Here is a 22,702-nt window from a genome sequence, read left to right as displayed (position 1 = left end):
GGCGTTGAACAATAAGGTTTCTGCCATAGGAGGTGAAGCAATGATTGCAGGAGGGTCAGATTAGAATCTTAACCTTTTGGGGGTGTGGATGAGGATGCGATCGCAAATTCGGCAATTGAACCCTGCACGATTGGCAAGACATATATCATAATTATTTAATTTTGTCAAGCTCCGGCATTTAGATTTCCGAAAAATGTTTTTGCAGTAAATCATGAATAAATCGATAACGCCGATCGCCCGTTTTTTGCAGCAACAGGCGATCGGTCGCAGCATCGAGAAAACGCCTGTAATCCCAAGGAATGTAGCCGTTCGACCATAGAACCAGGCGCAATATAAAACTTTCAATCCCCGGAATTCCCGGCAAAAAAGCACTAATTACCGCAGCAACAGCACCCGCAACTATTCCCCAAATCGACCCGGAGACTAGGGTGGCAATTAATCCCAAAATCACCCAAATCAGCCCGCCAACCAGCTTAACTCCAAACTGATACTTGCGCCGTTCATCGGCTGTTTGCAGCCAGCTAGACGGTATGCGATCGAGGTAAAATTCTTGAATTCCTTGCTGTTCCATCCTTCTCGCCAACCATCCCAGCCAGTGGCGAATTTGTTCCGGCCGCAGTTCTTTACCTCTGGGATACTGCTTGACTTGTCCGGTCATTTGGTGGCGAATATAGGCCGTTAACAGATATTTGCGCTGTTCTTCGGCAGAAGTTAGCCGCTTCCAAGCTTCGATTAAAATATCGTCGTAAGCCAGAGCCATCATGCTCAAAAACAAGGGAACTTTTGCTATTTTCAACAACTCCGGCTCGTGTTCAATGCTGTACCAAAGTTCGCGGCTTCTGGCTTCTTGCAGATAATTTTTAATTTGAGTTTCTGTTAAAGGTTTCAATAAAACTGCGGCTTGCAGGCGAAATCTAGTTTCGCAGTTTTTGTAAGCTTCAAAACTGCTGCAAGCTACTAAATGTTTGGGTTTAAATTCGCTTTCAACAAACTGATTGATTGCTTGAATGCAGCTATTTTGGCGGTAAGTTTCTACTTCGTCCAAGCCGTCGAGGAGAGGCAGCAATTTTTGTTCGGCGAGCCATTTTTTGCCTACAGCAGGAGAGATGCCGTATTTAAACTGAAGTTGAGCAATTAACCAATCTGCGATCGCCCCGGATTCTGCTTTCCACGATCCGAGTTCAAACAGCACTGGTACTGGCAAACTAGCATCTTTTTGGGCGCGGGAAATTAACACCCGAGCTAATTCTAGCAGCGTCGTAGTTTTGCCTGCACCCGTCGCTCCCAAAATTACCAATTTGCCGCCACTGCGATCGAACACTTTAGCAATGCTTGCTTTGGGAGGAAGCCGAAAACTCGGACGGTTGCCGGCTTTCACTTCTACATCCCAACAGCGGTTAACACCAAGAGGCGGCGAGTCTTGGCTGAGGTTGACCAGCACAGCAGTGTGTAAAGACTGCGATCGTCCTGCTTGGACTTCCTGCTTTACCTCCTCCAACAATCGATCGCGGGGCGCTTGTAATCTCAGAAAAATCAATTTTGACATTTTATGTACCTCGCGCTGAACGCTTACCTTCGCAAATTTGCGCGCAAATAACCCAGAGCAAGATTACCATCAGTATAGGCGTCCAGTATATATTATTGACTCAAATTATTGCCGCACTTATGGATCGGAAATTTTATATAAAAATCCTGACCCTGTAGCCCGCACTAGGTATTTCCACTATAAATTAACTGGCGATCGCCCCAACTCCCAAACAAAAATTATTAGTATAGATACAGAGAGGGTTTTTTATGTCATTTACTAAGGGTCAAATCATCACAGTAAGCTTAGCAGGACTGGCAACAGCGGTGGGAGTGGCTGTTGCAACTATACAGTCGGGTGCGATGAAACAATCCGATCTTCCCCTTGCAGAATCTCCGGCATCCACCAGAAACCAGATTGCAGGGCCGACGAACAACCCTGAATCTCGGCAACCAAAATCTCTGCAAGCACAAACCCAGGCTGCAGAATCTCCGAAATCCCAACCCCAACCTGCAAAAACCCCGGCTGTTCAATCCTCGCTAGTTGCAGGAGTCTCCCCGCGAAAAGTTGAGCCAGTAGTTGTCACACCGCCAAATTCGGGTTGCAAAATCACCCAAGCTGTAGTCAGCGATCCGAATCCACCGCTAAATGTGCGATCGAACCCCCAAGTAAGGGGCAGCCAAATTGTAGGAAAACTCAAAAATAATACCTTTGTTTCAGTCGCCGAAGAACAAAACGGTTGGCTGCGAATTACCGATCCAGTTCCCGGTTGGGTTGCGAAAAGACGCACCGAAAGCAGTTGTTCTAACCTCAACCAGCCGATTAATTTTCTGCCGGGAGGAGATGAAGCCATTGTTAAAGGTCGAATCATAGGCGGCGGCAGCCATTCTTACCGGATTCGCGCCCGAAAAGGTCAAACAATGACTGTTAGGAATCGGAAAGATGTTTTTCCCCAAATTATAACTCCTCGTGGCAAACTTTTAGCCGGAGATCCTTATCAAGGCAATGAAACAGAGTGGAGTGGAAAAGTGCCAGTAACAGGCAATTACACATTACAATTAGACTCTAATTTCCGAGGATACGAATACGAATTTTCGGTAAAATTGCAATAACTTTTCTGACATATTTAGGGAGACGGCACTGCCGTGCCCCTACCCGGAGCGGCGACTTTTAATAAATAGTATAATTAAGGAATCGTTCCCAGCGATATATCAAGAATCGCAAATTTCTGCCAATCTTCAGAGTCAAAGTGCCACCATTCATTTGTTATACCGATAAATCCGTGTTTTTTCATGGCATCCTTAAGCACTTGACGATTTTTCCGAGATTCCGCGCTGCCGCCTTGATAATCTCCGTGAGCTTTTTCGGTAAAATCATCGTAAGGTGTGGGCATTTCTAATTCTTTGCCAGTGCGATCGACTAAAGTCAAATCAATAGCAGCACCGCGATTGTGCCGCGAACCCCTAGCAGGATTAGCAACATAGCGCGGATCTGGCCAAGCTTGCCACATTTGCTTAGTCACAGAGAAAGGCCTGTAGCAATCGTAAACTTTCAAACCCAATCCGATTTTTTCCAAATCTGTTTGAACTAGCGCTAACTTTTGAGCAACAGAACTTCTCAAGGCGCATTTCGATATAGGGTAAAGCTTTCGTTTCAAGAAATTGTTAGTAGTTGCGTATCGGATATCGAGGCGAATGTTGGGATTTACTGTGCGGATGTCAACCAGTCGCGCCGAACGAGGAAGTTGACTCATGAAAATACTTTCAGGTACTACTGGGTTTGGTTCGGGTTGGGTAATTTGCACTTGTGGCGGCTCCTGGGCGCGAATCGACGTTGTATAATTCAGTGTAGTTGTAGATAGTAATATTAAAGCGAATACAATTAAATATTTTGTAAATCGGTTAAACTTCATAGCTCTGTTAAGTGGATATTTAATAGAGTTTTTACATTTCATATTTTGGGGAATTTTCGCGTTTTTCATGTTGTCTGCCAGCCCGCCAGACCGACAGGGTTTGAAACCCCTGTCTCATAGCTAAAGTCCTCTGAAGAGGACTGAAATATTTCTCTAAAACTTTTATTTTATGAGTCTTTCAGTCGGTTAAAACCGACTTTAGCTATGAGACGGGGGTTTTAACCCCCGGCAAACTGTGGGACAAGCGCGAGAACGCTCGCTCTCTTTTCTCTCTGAGTCATTTTTAATTGTTAATTGTCCTCAAATTCCCAAGCGCTGATACACTAAATCTAAGTGCCTCAATTGATACTGCGGATCGAAACAATCATCAATTTCTTTGGTCGTCATCTTAGCTGTTACCCGATCGTCCTTAGCAATTAAATTGTAGAAATTGCCGCCCTGTTTGTTCCAAGCTTCGTGAGCACAAGATTGCACAATTTTGTAGGCGTCTTCGCGACTCGTGCCTTTTTCTACTAAAGCTAACATCACTCGCTGGCTGAAGATGACTCCGCCGTAAAGGTTCATGTTTCGCTTCATGTTTTCGGGATAGACTAGGAGGTGTTTTACTAAGTCTGTGGTTTCTACTAACATGAAGTGGGTGACAGTGGAACTGTCGGGCAAAATCATCCGTTCTACGGAACTGTGAGAGATGTCTCTTTCGTGCCAAAGCGCCACGTTTTCTAAGGCTGCGACGGCGTTGGCGCGGACAATTCTCGCCATTCCTGTCAGTCTTTCCGATCGAATCGGGTTGCGTTTGTGGGGCATGGCGGATGAGCCTTTTTGCCCTTTGGCAAAGAATTCTTCGACTTCGAGAACGTCGGTGCGTTGCAGGTTGCGGATTTCTACTGCAAAACGCTCGATCGATGCTGCTAAGAGTGCTAAGGTTTGGACGTATTCGGCGTGTCGATCGCGCGAAATGACTTGAGTCGATGCGGTATCGGGTTCGAGTCCGAGGTTTTGACAGGCGATCGCTTCAATTCGCGGGTCAATATTAGCATAGGTTCCGACTGCGCCGGAGATTTTGCCGACTGCGATGGACGATCGCAAATTCACTAATCGGGCGCGGCTGCGAAAGACTTCTGCCAGCCATCCTGCTAGTTTAAAGCCAAAGGTGATGGGTTCGGCGTGAATTCCGTGCGATCGGCCAACCATGACGGTATTGCGATGCTGTTGGGCCTGATAGCGAATAGCTTGACTCAATTCTTCGACACGTTCTAACAAAATATTGACGCTGGCGACTAATTGCAGCGCCAAAGCGGTATCGAGCACATCGGAACTGGTTAAGCCGAGGTGAATGTAGCGGCCGGCATCGCCTACATATTCGTTGACATTTGTCAAGAAGGCGATCATGTCGTGGCGGACTTCGGCTTCTATTTCGAGGACTCGTTTGGGGTCAAAATTAGCCTTTGCTTTGATTTCTTCGACTGCGGCGGCGGGGATGTAGCCGAGTTCGGCTTGAGCTTCGCAGACAGCGATTTCTACTTGCAGCCAGCTTTTAAGCTTGGCGGTTTCAGTCCAGATGTTGCCCATTTCGGGCAAGGTGTAGCGCTCTATCACGGTGGGAGTTGGGGAATGCGATCGTCCTATTGTACCTCTGTGAGGCCTCCGTCTTGAGTCGGGATGGGGAATTTGGGGCGATCGAACTTTCCAGATATGTGACACATCGTCCGTAGACACATCGTCCGCAGAGACTGAAGATTGGCAGATGAGTCGATCGAAACAGAAGATTCTGCACGCTTTAGGCAATCTGGTAAAGCAGCACGGGACTGCGTTGCTCTAATTACCTAGTGACTGATAACACCAGCTTGGACGCCGCAGGAGATTGAAGGTATCTAGGTATCGAATTCGATCGGGCGCGGAGACTGTAGCAGCAGCATCCTTCGCTTCATTTAATAAGCCTTGAGGGCAATTTATATTCCACAAAGAATGAACGATAATAACGCTGATATCGCCCACTGCAAAACCCGGTAGAGCACCGAATTCCCTGGGATCACAATAGTGGAAAGATGCACAAAAGTTATTGCGGAGGGACACAGCGTTTTCTCGCCAGTATTCTAAGTCTGGAGAGTCAAAATTTCCGTCTAAACCGCATGAAAAATCAGGGTTGGCTAGCGCCCTCAGCAGGGAAATACCCAATCGCCAATCCAGCAAGCCGTGATAGTTCATGTTGCGGTACTGCCGCAAGCAGTCGTAACATGAAGAATCGCAATTATGGCGATGTTGCGGTGATATTAGATGTCCTGCAAAGGTGTCAGCTCCAGGGTCAGCATTCACAATGCCGAAGAGGATTTCTTGCCAGTGGTGGGCAAGCCAATAGGTAAACCCGGAACCATTTGGCAGGCGATCGCTAATTACAATTTCTCCTACTCTTTGCTCCCCTAGTTCAACTTGTCGCAAACCGCTCACGTCTAATTCTTCTGGATCGATATCTAAGTTCTCAGCAGTAACAGAGCGAACAGTGAAAGCCGCTGAGTAGAAAGCCGCTTTAACGGCAGAACCAAATGCGAGCGGATCTAGACACAAACCAAGAGGTACAGCAGCAGGTTTGATTCGCAATACACCTGTTGTTTTTGGGGCTGCGATCGCGATCTCCTCTGGTTCTCCTTCTGACCGAAATTGCACCCCCGCGCTGCCACCTTGTTGGAAACGATCGTCAATCCACTGATTGTCTAACTCTAACCAATTTCTTGTTAGGGAAGCAGTTCCCATTGCTCCGCGAAACAGAAGACCTCGATTGTCATTAACGCGGAAAACACGGCCTGATTGCGCAAATGTAGCCTTAGTATTTGTGTTTTCTATGAGGTCAAAATTTTCAACATCTTGAGGTTGTGACTCTGCTACACTGCCAGCACGAGTAACTATCAACTCATCTTCATCTCTAGCATCAGAGCCGCGACTTAGGCTTGTACGGAAAGCCAAGGGGACAGCCCATTGAAAAATTCGGAATCCCTCTTCTCCAGTTGCCGCGCAGTTTGGACACATTTCATCTTCAAACTGATGATTAGAGGTTTGCGTAAATTGACAGCGATTGCACCTCAACATCCAGTTGCGTTGAGAAATAGATTCACCGTTGGCAGGAGCCAAATTGTTTTTCCAGAGCAACGGGGCAGTAAAACCAATGGATGTATAAATGCGTTTGTCTTTGGTCTTTTGAGATCCTGGCGCAAATTCCGTAATTGCCAAATCTAAATCGCGATCGATTTTATACACCTGCTTCAGCTTCTTGTTGACCCCGTGATACAAATCGCGCACCCTTGAGGGCATACCGTACATCGGCACAATCCCGCCTTCAGCAAGGCGTTCTGCCAACCCGTCTCCTGCCAATTCCAAATTATTAGCGCAGTTGTCAACCTGTTGAAACAACTCTTGGCGGGCAAACAGTTCAAATTCAACCGGATCGATACCTTGAACATTTACAAGCAGCGCATCCACCACTTGATTAACATCAGGAGAAGTCTCTAGCCAGCGACAAACTAGATCGCGTCTATCTGCGTTATTTCGCCATGCCTCAGTTGTTCCAAATTCCCCGTGACTGTCTGGCGGTGTTGGACTTTCCCACCACTGAACGCCAGCATCTAAGAATGCTCGCCGCAAGCATTCTTTTGCTAATAAACGCCTCGCAATTTCAACCTGCGACATTGACAAAAAAGGAACAGGTGGCGGATCGCCAGTAATTCTCTCAGGATACTGGTAATAAAATTCGTCGTGGCTGCGACCCCGGCAAAGTGTCAGGACAATAGCAAAAGCTTGACCGCGACGGCCCGCACGTCCAGCTCGCTGTTGGTAATTAAAGCGCATCGGCGGCATATTTGCCATTACCACAGCCATTAAGCTGCCGATGTCAATTCCGACTTCCATCGTGGTAGTAACGCTTAAAATGTCGATGCTATCTACCTGACGAATAAACTGTCGCTCTTGATTGCCAATATTGATGACAATATTGCGAAAATGCCGCTGCCTTTCACCTGGATCGTCGGTTTGTCCTGTCAATTCCTCACAGTGCAGTCGCAAGGGTTGACGCTGATTGATGGCTTCTTTGGCGTAATAATTGCGATCACGCAAATTTGCACAGGTTTTATTAGGCAATGCGAGCAACTGAGAGAAACAATTGGTACAAATACTGCCCGCACGGTGCAAGTGAGGGCGTCCGCAGGATTCGCACTGCCACACCGGATCGTCAGAAATAGCCACTCGCACCCATAAATGCCGGGGCTCAAGAATAAAGAAATGGTGTTGACCGCGATCGCAAATAGCTGACCACAATGACTGACGCAAGTCTTGAGCTGAAAGCCCGTTATGTGCTGCACACTCCTTGACATAATTACGCAATTTTGCGCGAGCATCATTCCAATTTTGCCATTCGTGGATCGGAAACTGCGAATCGATTTGCTCGTATCGAAACAAGTCGCCTAAAACTCGCAGACATCCGTCGCAGATACTTTCAAATACTTCGGCTGAAGCACCGCATTGAACAGCCAAGTTATCGACTGTTTCTGGCGCTAAATTGAGGCGGACGTAGCCCAAGCCCGACGCCTCAATGCCAAAGTACAGGCGGCTGAATAGGGGAATGCAAACCTCAGACTGAACTTTGGGGCGAAGTCGATTTTCGCGCCGTTCCTGTGCAGCAGGAGACAAGTCAGATCGCCATCTAGGAGAGGTCAAATCGGAATCAAACATCTCCGTCCAATGATGCCAGTTATCCTTACCGTCATATTGGTACTCTTGATAAAGAATGTCGTTACCGGCTGGATTGACGCCCAAAGCTGCTAAGCGCTGAATTAGCAAACCAGGATCTTGATTTTCGCCTTCAAACATCACTCTCAGAGGCACTGTGCGCGTATTTCCTCTTTGCTGAATCTCATTAAGTGCTGCTTGTGCGCTGTCGCGCTGTACCTGGAGTGTTTGTAATGCAATAGGAGGAAGTCCAGCGGGTAAAATCATATTACCCAACTCAATCTGCTGCTGTAATTCCGCAACGCGATTGGGATTTCGGTCTGCAAATTGAATGGCTCCATGCCTCATAGGTCGGCTGTATTGTTGCAGGTCTTCTAACAGTTGAAATTCACCGATAGCTAGCTGTGCAAATTCATCCAATAGGGCTTCTCGTACTAGATCTTCGTAGTGCGATCGCTCAATTCCATTCGAGATCGAAGCGGCATCTTCCCGACTGTCAGAAAATACCACCAATTTTCGGGATTCTTCAGTGTCAGGTAACTGATAAAATAGTTCCTTAGACAGCAGTTGGCTAACCTTAGAAAAGCCAGTACGGAAGGCGCGAATAGGCGATCTTCGAGTTTGTCGCCTGCTATAATCGGCTGCACAGCAGGGGCAAATCGAAGGTAAAGCTCCTATATTTTCTTGCATTTCCAGTTGCGTCTGCCGCAAGTGAAAAATATAGCCTCTCACCCACTGGTTAGCGGTTGTATCTGTAGGTGGATTTCCTAAAATAACTCGACCGCTGCGGGTGTCAAGCGCGGCTGTGTCCCAATAAGCTCTCTGTCCTTGCTCTCCTTGTCTTGATGGCTGGTTCCAGTAGTTGGGAACATCTGCATTAAGAGCTCTGGAGGGCCAAAATATAGCAAATTCTCGGTAAGTCCGCCGCTCCAAAAACCTTGCAGCTTGACGGTCAGGTATGCCTTCAATATCTGGTGCTGTAGGCAAAAGTTCCCAGCCTCGATCGTTGTCTTGCAGTACCAGGCGGTTTCCACCCAGAAAAACCGTGCCGCATTGTTGGCAGTAAAGCAGCTCCAAAACTCGGTAATTTCCCCAGCGAATGGGGGGAGTTTGTGCAAATAATCTTCCCACTGGTCGAGTTTGTTCCCCATTAACTCGATAGCCCGGTTTAATGCAAGCCCACAACCCCTCAATATTTCGGAAAAACCAGTGCAGTCTAAAGGATGGTAACGACGACGGACCCTTATATAGACCGCGAGCCATCAGCAAACCCCTTGCTGCTAGCTGCAAAGTATTATGTTCTAAATGATTGCCGAAGATTCGGCGCGCAAATTGAGTTAGCGATACAGCGCGAGTTTGTCCTGAATCATCAGTACAGGCATTGAGCATTCTGGCATTAACCGCGACACTTTCTGATTCGATAATTTCGCGGCAGGTGTGATACTGGGGCGTTTCTACTAAGGTTTCTGGCTTATTAGCATTGGGCAATGCAGCTAAAGTGGTAAATGGTTCGCTAGAAAGAAACTCTTCACTTTCGATTGCTGGAATTGCTTCTGAACAGCCAGGAATAATCTGTTCGGGATGCCATTCTGTGCCAAAGAATTGCGACAAGAATTCTAGGCTATCGTCATCATTTGGATCGAGAGATGCACTAGAAGCGAGAATTCTTAACTGGGGATGACCTGGATGAAGTCCTAAGCGTTCCAAAAACAGCCGCAAGAGGTATGCTACCTCTGTTCCAGCAGTTCCTCGGTAAAGGTGCAATTCGTCTACTATCAAGTGAAAGACGCTGCCATCTTTTTTTAACCATTCTTTCGTTCGGTCAAATATATTTCGATCGACATCCCGCATCAACATAATACTGAGCATACAATAATTTGTAATTAGGATGTCTGGCGGAGCATCTTGCATATCCCAGCGCGATCGCATTTCTGAACCATCCAACTTAGGGAAAAAGAATTGCACTTCGTCGTTCTCTGTTTCATCAGCGTAAATGGCAGCAGCTTGAGCTGATTTAGCCATTTTCTGCATAGCCTCAACCAAATCTTCTATTTTGTTTGTGTTGAGATTGTGGTGCTGGTTAATTTCATGCCCGGGCACGGGTGTAACTCCGTTGTATCTCCCAAAGTAAATTTTGTTTCCATTTCTATTATTTTGAAACCACTCTCTAGCTAAATCAGAATCGAGGGCGCGGCGCAGTCGAGTTAGCTGGTCTTCAACTAAGGCGTTCATCGGGTATAAAATCACTGCCCGAACAGCGGGATCGCGGTTTTCATATTCTCTTTGAGAAACGCGGCAAGAACGCTGCTGTCGGCGTCTTTCATTTACCTTCGGGTAACATTGATTTTGCCAATCCTCGTTTTCCCACCAGTCATTGACGTGAGGTGAAACTGGATTGGGAGCGTCCCACGTTCTTGATTCTTTTGCAAGGTAAGCAAACAGTGGCAACAGGAAAGATTCTGTTTTCCCCGACCCTGTACCAGCCGTTACTACTGCATTTTTGCCCTCTAATGCTTTGCGGAGCATTTCGACTTGGTGGCTGTAGAGTTCGTAATTACCAAGCAGTCCGCGCGAGGCTAGTTCTTTGAAGTCTTGAAGGGCAGTTTCATCTAACCCAGGAACATCTGATAATTCAAGACCGTGGATAGTTTTTCCAGAACTCTGATAGCGCGCTAACGGCTCAATCCAAGGTTCTTGGCAAAACACACCTGGTTCCAGCAGTCGCCTTTCGCGTTCTTGTTCTATTTCTGGGAATTGAGTTCCGAAAGCGGTTTTTATGTACAGTAGGAAGTTGTCGCGGATGGTGTTAAAAGCGTTAATTGGGTCGTGCATAAATTACCTCGCTATGTTATATTTTAAGATTGATGCAAGAGTGTCTGCCCTAATTTAGCTGCGGTCATTTCTGCTATTTGAGGCGGAATGGCGGAGAATAACTTGAATCCCTTAATTTGCGGCTCGTGCGGCAATTTTTTTACATATGTTGCTGCATAACCGGAACAAAGAGTCAAGGCTCTCTCTAGGAGTCGCGGCAGATTCGCGCTGGCTGGTACTGCCATAGTGAATCTGCGTTTGTCGTAGATTAGGACATTCCGCCGCAGTGCTTTGAGAACGGCATACCTTCCCCAATCAAGGTCTATTTCGGTACCCCTTTCGTCTTGCCAAAGATAACAAATTTTTGTGTTTCGGGAGGGATGACTGTATCTGCTGATACGGATATTAGCGTCTGTTTCTTCGATAAACTGTAAAGAAATAGGGTGAAAGGTTTGGTGCTTCCACTTCAATTCTGGATCGTTAGACCATTTGAGGGTAGCTAAGTAGTCGTCAATACTGGCAGCAAAATGCAGCAAAGACCAGGCTGAGGGCGTTTCGATAAAAGGTATGCTCAGAGATGATGCGATCGCCTGTAATTCCCTTACATCCTCTGCTTGTACAGCCACTCGCTTCGGTATCAGCCCTAATTCACTCGCTTGTTCTTGGATTTCAACGTTGATGTGATTTCCCACAGACTGACAAGCATCTGATAATTGTTGAATAGTAGTAGGCGATCGCGCTCCTGCTAAAATGGCTTGAGGAAAGCCGGCACTTGGCAATCGCACCAATAGAGGGGGAGCAGCATAAGCCTTACTCTTGCTGCTATCATCGCTAAAATTAAAGTCACAGTGACCCAGAGAATCGAGGGCGCGAATTACTTGAAATCTTTTATTCTTAATTCCGTCTTTGTCCGTGTTTTCCTCCCTCACACCCGTCTCAACATTATACAAATAATCAAAGGTTTCCTTAAAGGATAGCCAAGTCACTTCCTTTTTTGCCGAAATAATGTAGAGCAGTTTTTCGCTAGTTTCAGACACGTTCTGCCTCCTTTTGAAACTGTTGCCACAATACTTTCAAGTTAGAACGATCGGGCGGGGACATTTTCTTGCGATCGTGCCACAATATTTCTTTCCATGCCCGCATCTTCTTGCGGTCCTTGCACTTTGACATCGACGGTTGTGACTCGGCTAAATTGGTGCTGCAAAACATTACTTGACCGCGATGACGACCTTTGGAAATAGCCCAAACAGGCTCCCAATCTGTAGGCAGTGATTCCCCTGGCCAAATTGCTATTTGACCTGGTTCTTTACCTACGAAGAAAATCCGCTGCTTTCCTTGTATTGGTAAAAAAGTGTTGAAGTTAAAGTCCGGGAAATCAACACCCCACGCCCATGCACCAGCAACGCCTGCACTCCCATTTGCCTCGGTCTGGAGCTTCCCGAAGCGATCGAACTGTTGCGCGTTGGTTTGGGATGGCAAAGAATAGTTTTCTACCAATAACAGAGAACAGCGTCTGATAATATCATCTCCACTGCGTGCTTCAATTAGCAACTTTGTTTCCGCTGGAGTATCGGCTGGCAGTTCATAAATATCTGCTGCTTCCGTAGAATCTAATAGGCGATCGTTGCAATATACTTTTATTGATTCGCTACCACCTTGCAGCACCAATTTTGGCGGTGCAAATTTAAAGAACTTATTACCTTTTTCCAGGCGGATTCCCCCAGCCAACTCTAGCCGTACATTAGTCGGGAAAGCTAAGATTGGGTATTCTCGTTTAACAAGCTCGTCACGGTAAGCCCCCTTCGCTTTGAAGAAGTGCCACCCACTGGGCAAACCATTTATGATTTGCAAATTTTCAAAGTCTTGACAGCTAGAGTCTCCCCATCTTGTCAGCAATTCCAAACACTCTTGATGAGCTGCTAAATAAAATGGCTTTTGAATGGGCAACTGTCGCACTTCTACAAATCCCGGTAATCCCTGACTACCTCCATCAACGAATACTCGAATGGGTGATGCTGGCAGCCTAAAACACCATTTAGAGTCATCAGATCGCACTTGCAGGCCTTTCAACCAATCAAATTCAGAGGCAACCAGTAGTTTTCCATCTGACTCAGATATCAGAGTTGAAGACCAACCCCCACTATCTTCGTAACAAGAGAAGGGCTGACAATTACCATCTGAAAATAACAATAAATCGTCTTCTGAAAATTCGTGTTTTGTACTGCAACGCAAGGTTATAGTGGCGCGTTTGGCAATTGGATCGAGTTTGCAGCACAATCTCAATAGTCCGTAAATCTGCGTTCTATCTGAAACTTCAGCCGTTCCATCCCAACCACGCAATTCATCAATAATCCATTCGAGCAATGCTTGGCGATGTTCGTCACTCTCGCCAGTTTTTTCTAATAAGCGCAGCGTCGGTGTTCGCAGTTGTTTACGCCCATGATGAGCTAACAAAAGTGCGATCGCCCCCTCAGTAGGATGTGAAACAGGATCTAAGTCAGCAGCCGCAAAAATAGCAGGTAGTGCGCGCCGCTCTTTTTCAGTCAAAAGAGTTTGGGCGATGGGTATGCCAACATGAATCCGACGTCCAGCACTGTTGATATTGAAGATCCCTACTTCACCTGATTTGTATTCATTTGCCCACCGCGCTAAGTCATCCCAAAGCCTCCTCATCTGGTCGAAGCCTCGATACTGTCCAGATGTAGATTCTTCACGCAGTAATGCCCGGAGACGGCGGTAGTAGGCATGGGCTGCAAAATCTTCTTCGATACCAGCAGCGAGGACGAATAGCGCCAAATAGCCGATGTAAAGAGGATAACCTTTTTGTCCGTGTCGGTACTTCCAGTCATCCATACTCTGCAAGGCTTTCTCGCAGATGCCCTTCCCTTGCACCCCAATAGGACCAGCCTTAACTGCCTTAATAAAATCGGGAAGATCCCCACCGTAGTTTTGACCAATATCTGTTATTAGTTCCTCTGTGACATACAGGTGAACGCTGCGCCCTGCCATTTCATTTTTGAAAAAATGAGCTGCGATTGAATTATTCCATTTTAAATAATCCATTTTTATATTTCATATAATTTAAGTGAGCTTGGTAATTTTAATTATTATACCCCATTAATAGCCATTCTAGTCCTATCGTCCAGTGGTCAAAAGAAGATAAACTTTTTGTTTTCAGCTTGCGTTAATTTACTGAGATCAGGTAGCCTTGCAATCGGCACACTTACGAGGAAACCGCCAAACACGGACAATAATTGTTAGAAACATTATTTAGAGAAGTTAGTCAACTAAACACTTGAGGCGCTCAGGCAAATTGCAGCAGAGGAGACAGAACCATGAAATATACAGTTGTTATCCAATGGGCAGAAGAAGATCGGTGCTTCGTCGTTTTTTTGCAGGAATTTGAGGATGTAATGCAACCAGTAACTCACGGAGCTTCTTATGAATAAGCTATCTACAATGCGCGACAGGTACTAGACTTACTAATCGAGAGTTGTCAAGCTGAAGGTAAACCATTACCAGCAACTAAGAAGCTAGAACGATTATTTCATGCTGCTTAAATTTGTTCAAAGCAATATCTGCCAAATATGGAATAAGTGCAAAACCGATACACTCTGCTAAACGAGGCGGCACGGCATTTCCAATTTGCCACATTGCTTTTTTCATAGAACCTTCAAAAATAAATGAATCCGGGAAAGTTTGCAATCTAGCCATTTCACGAGCTGAAATAACCCGATCGAGATAAGGATGAATATGAGTGCCGCCGTGATTTTCTTTAACAGTCATGCTCGGTTTTCCCGGATACTGTCGCTTGAAAGCATCGGCGTAGCTTTCATACAAAGAACCGCCTGGTGGAACTTTAGCAAGTCTTTCCATGTACTCAACAGAATGACGAGTCCATTCGTGGTTAATTTCTGGGATGGGAGTATACTCTGGTAAATCATAAATTGCTGACTCAATCGCTTTGTATTGTTCGGGCAACAATTGCGGCTTGGGATAGGGATTTTGCATCCCGAATCTATTGGCAATAAAAATGGCTCGCGGCCGGATTTGCGGGACTCCATAGGTGGCTGATTCCAGAACAGCAACGGAAACGTGGGGATAGCCAATTTCCTCAAAAGCCTCGCAAATGGCTTGCTTAACAGCTCCTTTTTGTATAGTCAATATTCCCGGTACGTTTTCCATGACAACATACCAAGGACGTATTTCAGAGACAACGCGGACAAACTCTCTAAATAAGCGATTTCGAGGGTCGTTGGGGTCGCGTTTTCCTGCAACTGAGAAGCCTTGACACGGCGGCCCACCTACAACAACATGAACTTCTGGCGAACCTATTTCAGCGAGCAACTTTTGGGGATTTAAGTTTTTTATATCGTCGCACAAGTGATGGCAATCTGGAAAGTTTTTTGTATGAGTTGCCGAGGCGATCGCATTAATTTCAACACTTGCTACTGGTCGAAAACCTGCTTGCAATAAACCTTGCGTCATACCGCCCGCACCGCAAAAAAGATCGACAAATGTATAGTCTGATTTTGGCAGTGACTGAGATTCAACATCAATGAATATCTTGTACGGATCGCAGTGATTTGCTTCTAGTTCGCGTTGGATGCGTTCGTAACGCCCTAATTTTGCTTTCTTCTGCTTTTTGACAGGAATTGGTTCAGACTCATTTGAGAATAAAGACAGTTGTATTGCTTCCATTTTATATTTGTTTACTGCATTCTATCTGATGTTGCCGACTTGGGGCAGGGTGTAGAGATCGATCGCACTTGGAGTCGGAAAGTGCGATCGTCGTATTGTACATCTGCGCGGGGATGCAAGACTCAGAAACCCTGTTTCTCAAAGCAACCAGGTTTTTTTTGTAGTTTGGGCGCTCCGCTACAATATGCTAAACCTCGTTAGCTGGCATTCTTCTCTATTCGCCAATAAATGGTTCCAAATGAATAGCAATTAATATTTTGGCTTGACTTCGCCCTTGAGTGCATTGACTCAAAAAGTATTGCGGTTTTCAGGGTTATTCGCTAGAATAGCCAACCTGTCAAGTAAAAAAATCCCATCAACAAGACAGACATTTCCCACATCCGCTTATGACCATTGCCTATACTCCACCTTGGCTGCTGAACAACGGCCTGTTAATGACGTTGTACACCGCTTTAAGGGCTAGTCGCCGCTGGGAAAAGACGATCGCTCACCCAGATCCCCCTTACCGAGAACACATCTTTACGGGTGCCTGTGGAGTTCCGATTTTCGGCTGGGTTGCCATCCCCGAAAATCCCCGATATACCATTGTCGGCACTTACGGCATTACTGGCGATCTGGATAATCAATGGTATCTCAAGCTACTAGGCCGTAAAGCTTATGCCCAAGGCTGTGCAGTGGTGTTATTTGACTGGCGAGCTCACGGCAAAACTGCCCAACTCTCTCCCACCCTGACTTCTGATGGCCTATACGAAGGCGAAGATTTCGTTCGGATTGCTGCTGCTGCTAAAGAAATGGGATGTCCCGCCCCTTTTTGGTTCACGGGTTATTCCCTGGGCGGACAATTAGCCTTGTGGGCTGTAAAATCAGCTCAGACGATCGCAGATTGGGGGCCGGACTTAGGGATCGAAGAGTCAGAACTAGGAGGCGCGGCGGTGATTTGCCCCAGCTTGGACTCGAACCGTTCTCTGTCTTATCTAGTTAAAGATGAGTGGGGAAAATTTTTAGAAAAAGCGATCGCGCGACAGTTAAAAAAACTAGCAAAACAGATCGCTAAAGCACATCCAGGGGCGATCGATCCTGCCGCTATTGCACGCGCCAACAGCATTTGGGGCTTTGACCATGAACTGGTAATTGGCCCGTTAGGTTTCTCCTCTGTGGAAGAATACTATGAGGCTAGCAGCGCTCTACACATTTTGCCTCACCTCAAAAAACCCACTTACATCCTTTATGCAGCAGATGATCCGATGTTTGATCCGGTGCTTGTCTCGGAGTTGCAATCCATTAGCGCAAACAATCCTGCCTTAGAATTAGTGGTGACAGCCTACGGCGGTCATGTTGGGCATATCAGTAGTAAACGTTGTCAGCATCAATTTGGTGATAGCGATCGGTGGTGGGCATGGAATCGGATTTTACAGTGGTTCGATGCCTTGAGTGTTGATTAAGATTATGAAATAAAATCTGAACACTTCTCGGCAATAGTTGCGAGGATGAAAGGATTAGGGGGTTTAATCCCTCCAGTCCAGAACCTTAAAACTATTTCGCAAAAACACTAGACATCTGGGCAAAAGCTGACTGGCTTACGGGGACACAATTGTGCATAATTTGCATAGCCAGTTGACTTAACCTTGATGTGACGACAGCATAAGGATTAGAAGCAATTATAGTTAAAAACTGCTGAATAAATATGGATTAATTTATTCCTTTTTTTGAGAATTGTGTCAGCTATTAACTAGGTAAAACTAAAGCTCCAACTCTCAATCTAATCAAACCGCAAATTGCGATAATTACTCTCTCGTATTTAGAGTTCGCTGTAGTTGGCTAGCATTGTTAGTGTTATCTTCCCACGTCCTTGATTGATGCCCTCGTCCTCGGCAACAACAAACAGCACCGCCTCGTACAAAATCTTATTTTAGTTGAGAGACGGGGCGATCGCATCAAAACCAAAGAAACCGGGTTTTTGGCAGTTGCTGTCGGTTTTAACGCCGTATTCTCCTAAAAAACCCGGTTTCTGAGTACCCGCGCTTCGATTTTCAGCTTTTAGAGAGATGTAAAAACTCGCCCGATCGCTGCAATATTAATAATTAGGAACTCAGCAATTTTGGAGAAGAGGTGAATTGAAATTCGTTTCCGACCCGCAAATAAAAGTCAAAATCCGCAAAATGAACGAGCGGGTGCGGTGGCAAGAACAGTCGATCGTCGATCGGGGAATCGACCAAACTCGGATGGTTTTGGAATCTCCAACCACCGAATCTCCAGAGTTTTCGTTTTTAGTCGTAGGCGACAGCGGCACGGGAAATCACCGCGGCTACAATCCCCAGCGACAGATTGCCGAACAGATGGTCTCCGAGCGCGAAACTTGCCGTTTCGTCCTCCACACGGGCGATGTAGTTTATCTCGTAGGTTCCAGCGAATATTACTTGCAAAACTTTATTCGCCCCTACCGAGAATTTATAGTCGGCGGCGAGCAGCCCTCTCGGATTGCTTACGATCGCATGGTGTTTAATTTTCCGTTTTTGCCCGTACCGGGAAACCACGACTATTACGACTTGCCGATAGTCTACGGCATTCTGTCGGCGACAGCTTTGCCGCTGCGCCGGTTGTTGGGTTCCAAGTTGGATCTTGATGTCGGCTGGCACGGTTCCGATCGCGGAAACACCTACGCCAAAGCCTTTCTCGACTACCTCAAAGCTCACAAAATGCCGGGAGAGCTCGATCGCCACCTAGACGCCCACTACACCGCCAGCACCAGCACAGGCCGCTGCATCCGCTACCAACCCGGACGCTTTACCCGCTTACCCAACCGCTACTACACCTTCCGCAGCGGCGGCATCGACTTCTTCGCCCTCGACTCCAACACCTTCAACGAACCATTACCGATCCCGAGAACCAAACAGGGCGACATTCGCCGCCAGAATTTGGAACTCGATCGCCAGAAATTGGAACAAGAAAAATTGGTCATGCTCGAAATGTGCGATCGGCTCAACCCCCAAATTCCCGATGAAGCCGAACAGCTAGACGACTTGGCCGCCAAATTAGAGCAAGTTGACGAAATGTTGATGGATATTGACAAACAACTGTCCCCCGACAAAACAGCCGCCACCGACGTTGAACAGCTCGAATGGCTGAAAAAAAGGCTGATTGACTCTTGGCGCGATTCCGAGGTGCGGGGGCGGGTAATTTACCTGCACCACCCCCCCTACGTGACCGAGGCGACAAAGTGGAATCAAGCTCAAACTTTGGCGGTTCGGTTGCGATTGCGCGAGGTACTCGACGGGGTGGCCGATGCAGTTGGCGAAGTGGCGCGGGGGCGTCCGCTAGTAGATTTGGTGCTGACTGGCCACGCTCACTGTTTGGAATACCTGCGGACTGGGGATACCGGACACGGCGACTCAGGGATTAATTGGATTGTCTGCGGGGGAAGCGGCCACAGTCTCCGCCGCCAGCGCCCGGAAGGGCCGATGTTGCAGGAAGCATTGAGTCCTGAAGCTTATAGGTTGGCGCGGCAGTCTGGTTCCGAAACAGCCAGCCGGCGGGTAGCAGAATCTTTGCTATTTATCGGCCGCAGCGGTCAAGGTTCCCACAAACGCCGTCCTTATTCGTGTTTGCGGATTGATGTTCTTGATGGGTGTCCCCCGAAGTTCCGCATCCGACCTTTGGTTGTTGAACGATTTGAGGGGAAATGGCAGGATATCTCGATCGAACCTTTTGTGATTTAACTTTCGTTTTTCTGTAAGTCTCGATCGCCCTTAAAAAGGTGGACTTTGACCGATTCCGGTTCCCCCTTTTTAAGGTTAGAGGGGATCGAGATCCGAATGCTCGCACAAAATACTTGTATCAATTTAATTCAGGAGAAAAATTCAATGATTGCTAACTTAACCGCAACGGGCTGGGAAATTATTTACCACCGCGCCCATGCTTTGCTCGCCGCCCAACTTGGCGGACAGTGGAAGCGCTCGAAATCTCCGGTTCGCCTCTACGAAACCATAGCAGCGATTTCGCATCACGATGATTTGGAGAAAGAATGGGAAGAAAATATTTTAACTGAAGCGGGCGCGCCCTTTGATTTTACCTTGCAGACGGAAACTTCTCTGCCGAAAATTAAAGCCATGACGCAGAATTCCCTATATCGCGGTAGGTGGGTAGCAATGCTAATTTCTATGCACATGAGCTATCTCAATGAAGGAAAGCGGGGAGAATCGAAGGAACTCGACGAGTTTTTGGACGAACAACTCGAAAATCAAAAAAAATGGCAAAAAGAGTTGAATATTTCTCAGGAAGATGCTAAGGCAGCTTATGCTTTTTTCCAGTGGTGCGATCGGCTATCATTAATTCTTTGCAGCCGCGAGTTACCCGCCGGAGAACGAGCTTTAGAAATTAGTGTCGGCCCGGACGGCAAGCGCTACGATATTGTACAGCACAGCAACGAACTCGTGACTGTAACTCCTTGGCCTTTTGAAGACGATAAATTTACTGTGAACGTCGAAGCGTGCCGCTTGGATAAAGTCAAGTTTGACAGTAACAAGGAAATCAAGGAAGCGTTGCACAAAGCTCCCCGCGAAGTTTTAGAGTGGACTTTTGTCAAGTCTTAATTAAACCTTTGAAAAATAGGTGAGGGTTGTTGTGGAAGTTTAGCGGACATGGCATTTGTGTTAACTTAATGTTAAAACCATGTCTAAATCAGGGTTATAGTTGAGTCTTGCTCCCCCTTAACTCCCCTTAATAAGGGGGGGGATAAGAACAGTCAAAATGGGTCTTATTAAGGGGGATGCGATGGCGATCGAAACTTGGATACAAACGAAAAAAACTCTAGGGTTTCAGTTCAGCCATTACCCATTACCTATTAGCTATTACCAACTATGAAACGTTCAGCTTGCCTAATTTTCAATCCCGTCGCCGGTAACAGCGACCCCGACCAAGACTTAGCGAGAATTCAGGAACTCTTAGAGCCTTTTATTGACTTAGACATTCGGCTGACAACCCCCGAATTAGACGCCGACCAAATTGCCCGCGAAGCAGTTGATAGAGGAGTTGAGGCAATTATTGCTTCCGGGGGCGACGGCACCTTGTCCGCAGTTGCTGGGGCGATTGTCGGCACAAATATTCCTTTAGGAATTATTTCGCGGGGAACTGCTAATGCTTTTGCTAATGCTTTAGACATTCCAAATACAATCGAAACCGCCTGCGCCACTATTTTTGGAGGGTTGACGCGGGTGGTGGATGCGGCGATTTGCAACGGTGAAATGCCGATGGTTTTGTTAGCTGGAGTGGGCTTTGAGGCGGAAACCGTCGAACTTGCCGATCGCGAAATGAAGAATCGCTGGGGAATGCTGGCTTACATTCTCTCAGGAATTAAACAGTTAAACAATTTAGAAAGATTTGAAGCGGAAATCGAAACCGAAGATAAAATTATTAGCCTTACTGCTGTGGCGGTGACAGTGGCGAATGCAGCGCCGGCTACTTCGATTTTAGCTCAAGGCCCGGCGGGGATTATTTTTGATGACGGCTTGCTGGACGTGACGCTGGTTGCGCCTCAGAATAAAGCTGGGGCGATCGCAGCTTCTTATCACCTTTTACAAACAGCTTTGAGCGGCAATCCTACCGATCGCGACGACATCGGTTATTTGCGGGCAAAAAAAGTAACAATTAGTGCCGATCCGCCTCAAAAAGTGGTTGTAGACGGCGAAATCATTGGCATGACTCCGGTTTCTATTGAGTGCGTTCCGGGAGGTTTAACTATTTTTGTACCGCGAGTTGAAGAAGAACCCGTGGTAGAAAAACTCACCGGTTTAGCGGACATCGAAATTACATTGAAGCCCTCAACTTAAAATTTTTAGCGACACAAACAATAAGAAAGACCGCCCGGGCGGTCTTTGTTTTTTAGGCGTCTAAGATTTGGCGAATGCGGCGCTCCAAACGTTCGAGATCGAGTCCGCCTTCATCGCGGCTGATGCGGCGCACGGTGACGTTAACATTGCTCAAATCTGCCAGCAAATCTTGCAGGATTTCTTGTTGCTGCCGAGCTTGAGTTATTTCGCGCGGTTCCTGCACCAAATCGCGAACAATTGTATCTTCCGCGCGCGAAGCAACGATCGGGTCTGTTTCGCCGTCTACGTGCACGAAAGTGCGCCGACCGGGCCCCCGTTCGTCTTCAATTGGTATGACTGCTGTTACTCGATCGGAGCGTACATATTTGCCAAATCCCAGGTGGACTAAGACAGAAGATTGTATTTTCATAGATAGCGAATTTTATTTGTTAGTTATCTATATTTTAACTTTTAAAAATCGGATATGACAGCTCAATTAGAGCTATTATTACTACAATATATGTCGGTTTTTTCTGTGTTTTATAGTGGTCAAACTTTCTAAAAAATGCTAAGTTAATTAACTGGATATAACTTACCAACGGCGGGTCAGGAACCGGGTTTTTTACGAAAATACTTCGCTCCGACCAGCAGATTCGGTAAAAACCCGGTTTCTTTGGTCGGAGCGCGTAAATCCTGTTAACATAAAAATAGAGCAGTTTGCGATCGTCGCCCGCAACACATTTCAGGGACACAGCCTACCGATTCTAGATTTGAGCATTACTTCCACGGAAAAATAGGAAAGCCTAGATCATGTTAATCAGTCTCGACTTAGTTATCAGTCTCCTGACGACAATTCCCTTCGGCACTATAAAAGACAAGTTTCAGCGCAACGAAACTGTCATCAAAATCTTAAAAAGATTTAACCTCGACCCCGATGCTCCGCCCGCAGATTTTAGCGGAGTTTATGTTTATACTTTAGTCGAGTACGGCGCTGGCAAACCCAAACAGATTTTAGAACTGTTTCGCCAAAAAGAGATTGAATCAGCATTTCGCCAAGCTTTCGAGTCCGATAGCCCAGCCATTTTAATTAAAGCAGGCGATGACTATCTGAATGAGAGTGCTTTAGGCAAAGAAATTCGAGATTTAGGCATTGACCCCAGACGGGAATTCATGGCATTTGCCGCCGTGTTTATGGAAGTAGCAAAGCGGACGCGGACGCTGGGAGATGTGATGGTG

At 46.6% G+C, this 22,702-nt stretch carries 14 protein-coding genes and 1 pseudogene; 7 read left to right on the top strand and 8 right to left on the bottom strand.

Annotated features, from left to right (window positions below; genetic code table 11):
• Window positions 1-178: 178 nt before the first annotated feature.
• Complete coding sequence (locus QUA38_RS14765) at window positions 179-1,546, bottom strand: NACHT domain-containing protein (RefSeq protein ID WP_333162941.1); 1,368 nt, start codon at window positions 1,544-1,546, stop codon at window positions 179-181.
• 248 nt (window positions 1,547-1,794) lie between these two features.
• Between QUA38_RS14765 and QUA38_RS14760 the strand changes: the two genes are divergently transcribed.
• The gene (locus QUA38_RS14760) at window positions 1,795-2,637 is read left to right on the top strand and encodes an SH3 domain-containing protein (protein WP_333162939.1); all 843 of its coding nucleotides are present in this window, start codon (window positions 1,795-1,797) and stop codon (window positions 2,635-2,637) included.
• Window positions 2,638-2,711: 74 nt separating this feature from the next.
• Here the strand turns inward: QUA38_RS14760 and QUA38_RS14755 are convergent, their stop codons facing one another.
• From QUA38_RS14755 to QUA38_RS14725, 6 genes are all read right to left on the bottom strand, one after another.
• Window positions 2,712-3,437, bottom strand: coding sequence for a M15 family metallopeptidase (locus QUA38_RS14755; protein ID WP_333162937.1), 726 nt, complete (start codon window positions 3,435-3,437; stop codon window positions 2,712-2,714).
• Window positions 3,438-3,737: 300 nt separating this feature from the next.
• Window positions 3,738-5,033: an adenylosuccinate lyase gene (gene purB, locus QUA38_RS14750; RefSeq protein ID WP_333162943.1), complete on the bottom strand. Its 1,296-nt coding sequence runs from the start codon at window positions 5,031-5,033 to the stop codon at window positions 3,738-3,740.
• 219 nt (window positions 5,034-5,252) lie between these two features.
• On the bottom strand, window positions 5,253-10,982 hold the full coding sequence (locus QUA38_RS14745; RefSeq protein ID WP_333162935.1) for a DEAD/DEAH box helicase: 5,730 nt from the start codon (window positions 10,980-10,982) through the stop codon (window positions 5,253-5,255).
• Between the two features lie 23 nt (window positions 10,983-11,005).
• Window positions 11,006-11,998 carry a hypothetical protein gene (locus QUA38_RS14740; RefSeq protein ID WP_333162933.1) on the bottom strand — a complete coding sequence of 331 codons (993 nt, stop codon included), beginning with the start codon at window positions 11,996-11,998 and terminating at the stop codon, window positions 11,006-11,008.
• The gene (locus tag QUA38_RS14735) at window positions 11,991-14,024 is read right to left on the bottom strand and encodes a hypothetical protein (RefSeq protein ID WP_333162930.1); all 2,034 of its coding nucleotides are present in this window, start codon (window positions 14,022-14,024) and stop codon (window positions 11,991-11,993) included. The genes QUA38_RS14740 and QUA38_RS14735 overlap by 8 nt, the downstream gene beginning before the upstream one ends.
• A 462-nt stretch (window positions 14,025-14,486) precedes the next feature.
• Window positions 14,487-15,662, bottom strand: a complete 1,176-nt coding sequence (locus QUA38_RS14725) for a DNA cytosine methyltransferase (RefSeq protein ID WP_333162928.1) — start codon at window positions 15,660-15,662, stop codon at window positions 14,487-14,489.
• Between the two features lie 386 nt (window positions 15,663-16,048).
• Here QUA38_RS14725 and QUA38_RS14720 point away from each other — a divergent pair, with 386 nt between their 5' ends.
• The 5 genes from QUA38_RS14720 (at window position 16,049) to QUA38_RS14700 (ending at window position 21,487) form a co-directional block, all read left to right on the top strand.
• On the top strand, window positions 16,049-17,104 hold the full coding sequence (locus QUA38_RS14720) for an alpha/beta fold hydrolase (RefSeq protein WP_333162927.1): 1,056 nt from the start codon (window positions 16,049-16,051) through the stop codon (window positions 17,102-17,104).
• Window positions 17,105-17,511: 407 nt separating this feature from the next.
• Window positions 17,512-17,658, top strand: a complete 147-nt coding sequence (locus tag QUA38_RS14715; protein ID WP_333162925.1) for a hypothetical protein — start codon at window positions 17,512-17,514, stop codon at window positions 17,656-17,658.
• Window positions 17,659-17,776: 118 nt separating this feature from the next.
• Entirely contained in the window at window positions 17,777-19,378 is a 1,602-nt protein-coding gene (locus QUA38_RS14710; protein WP_333162923.1) for a metallophosphoesterase, read from the top strand.
• Between the two features lie 96 nt (window positions 19,379-19,474).
• Window positions 19,475-20,251, top strand: a complete 777-nt coding sequence (locus tag QUA38_RS14705; RefSeq protein ID WP_333162921.1) for a DUF3891 family protein — start codon at window positions 19,475-19,477, stop codon at window positions 20,249-20,251.
• A 267-nt stretch (window positions 20,252-20,518) separates the two neighbouring features.
• The gene (locus QUA38_RS14700; RefSeq protein ID WP_333162918.1) at window positions 20,519-21,487 is read left to right on the top strand and encodes a YegS/Rv2252/BmrU family lipid kinase; all 969 of its coding nucleotides are present in this window, start codon (window positions 20,519-20,521) and stop codon (window positions 21,485-21,487) included.
• Window positions 21,488-21,539: 52 nt separating this feature from the next.
• Here the strand turns inward: QUA38_RS14700 and QUA38_RS14695 are convergent, their stop codons facing one another.
• Window positions 21,540-21,896: a hypothetical protein gene (locus QUA38_RS14695; RefSeq protein ID WP_333162916.1), complete on the bottom strand. Its 357-nt coding sequence runs from the start codon at window positions 21,894-21,896 to the stop codon at window positions 21,540-21,542.
• A 380-nt stretch (window positions 21,897-22,276) separates the two neighbouring features.
• Here QUA38_RS14695 and QUA38_RS14690 point away from each other — a divergent pair.
• Window positions 22,277-22,702, top strand: a pseudogene (locus tag QUA38_RS14690) (NACHT domain protein); the annotation flags it as partial.

Source organism: Microcoleus sp. Pol12B4 (assembly GCF_036701385.1).
Classification (GTDB): Bacteria; Cyanobacteriota; Cyanobacteriia; order Cyanobacteriales; family Microcoleaceae; genus Microcoleus.
The sequence above is the reverse complement of the archived record's forward strand: the minus strand, read 5'-3'. Positions and strand labels throughout refer to the sequence as shown.

Excerpts from the sequence above, each read along its gene's own strand:
- QUA38_RS14700 (WP_333162918.1), top strand. The coding sequence starts at position 20,519 with ATGAAACGTTCAGCTTGCCTAATTTTCAATCCCGTCGCCGGTAACAGC.
- QUA38_RS14695 (WP_333162916.1), bottom strand. The coding sequence starts at position 21,896 with ATGAAAATACAATCTTCTGTCTTAGTCCACCTGGGATTTGGCAAATAT.
- QUA38_RS14705 (WP_333162921.1), top strand. The coding sequence starts at position 19,475 with ATGCTCGCACAAAATACTTGTATCAATTTAATTCAGGAGAAAAATTCA.
- QUA38_RS14760 (WP_333162939.1), top strand. The coding sequence starts at position 1,795 with ATGTCATTTACTAAGGGTCAAATCATCACAGTAAGCTTAGCAGGACTG.
- QUA38_RS14720 (WP_333162927.1), top strand. The coding sequence starts at position 16,049 with ATGACCATTGCCTATACTCCACCTTGGCTGCTGAACAACGGCCTGTTA.
- QUA38_RS14745 (WP_333162935.1), bottom strand. The coding sequence starts at position 10,982 with ATGCACGACCCAATTAACGCTTTTAACACCATCCGCGACAACTTCCTA.
- QUA38_RS14725 (WP_333162928.1), bottom strand. The coding sequence starts at position 15,662 with ATGGAAGCAATACAACTGTCTTTATTCTCAAATGAGTCTGAACCAATT.
- QUA38_RS14755 (WP_333162937.1), bottom strand. The coding sequence starts at position 3,437 with ATGAAGTTTAACCGATTTACAAAATATTTAATTGTATTCGCTTTAATA.
- QUA38_RS14735 (WP_333162930.1), bottom strand. The coding sequence starts at position 14,024 with ATGGATTATTTAAAATGGAATAATTCAATCGCAGCTCATTTTTTCAAA.
- QUA38_RS14765 (WP_333162941.1), bottom strand. The coding sequence starts at position 1,546 with ATGTCAAAATTGATTTTTCTGAGATTACAAGCGCCCCGCGATCGATTG.